The sequence below is a fragment of the Thiorhodococcus mannitoliphagus genome (genome assembly GCF_010915725.1).
Taxonomy (GTDB): domain Bacteria; phylum Pseudomonadota; class Gammaproteobacteria; order Chromatiales; family Chromatiaceae; genus Thiorhodococcus; species Thiorhodococcus mannitoliphagus.
Genome location: NZ_JAAIJR010000458.1, coordinates 1 through 494 on the forward strand (window position 1 = coordinate 1; position 494 = coordinate 494).

At 65.8% G+C, this 494-nt stretch carries 1 protein-coding gene; it reads right to left on the reverse strand.

The features are described 5' to 3' along the window. On the reverse strand, positions 1-358 hold a 358-nt coding region (locus G3480_RS28130), incomplete at its 3' end, for a hypothetical protein (RefSeq protein ID WP_206171954.1). Between the last annotated feature and the right edge of the window lie 136 nt (positions 359-494).

Genomic DNA, 494 nt, shown 5'->3' on the forward strand with positions numbered 1-494 from the left:
ATTTCGATGAAGCGTCCGACCATCCAAGGCCGTCGGGATCGGGATCGGGATCGGGATCGGGATCGGGATCGGGATCGAACCGACGATAGCGATCCCGATTCCGATAGCGATCCCGATGGCATGATTCGTCGGTCTGAGGCGAAGCCTCGTTAGGTCGTGCCTGACCGAGCGCGCCGACGGCTCGGGTCCGGTAAGCGCCGAGACCGGGCGTCCGGGAATGGCGCAGTGGCAGATCCTGGTGCTCGGCGTGGTAAGCGCGCCGCCTGAGACCATCGGCCAAGCGATCCGGACGGATCCGAGGGAGTCGTCTGTGCAAAAAACGCCCTTGCCTTCGAATCCCCCCATCGGCCTCGATCATCGTAGGCTCCAAGCGCACGACCGGTGGGAGCGGCGCCTCGCCGCGACGGTCGCGCGATAGCGGCGGGGCGCCGCTCCCACGACGCTTTGGCTGAAGGATGCAGGGTGTGGACTCAACCGACTGGATGGCCCGAAGA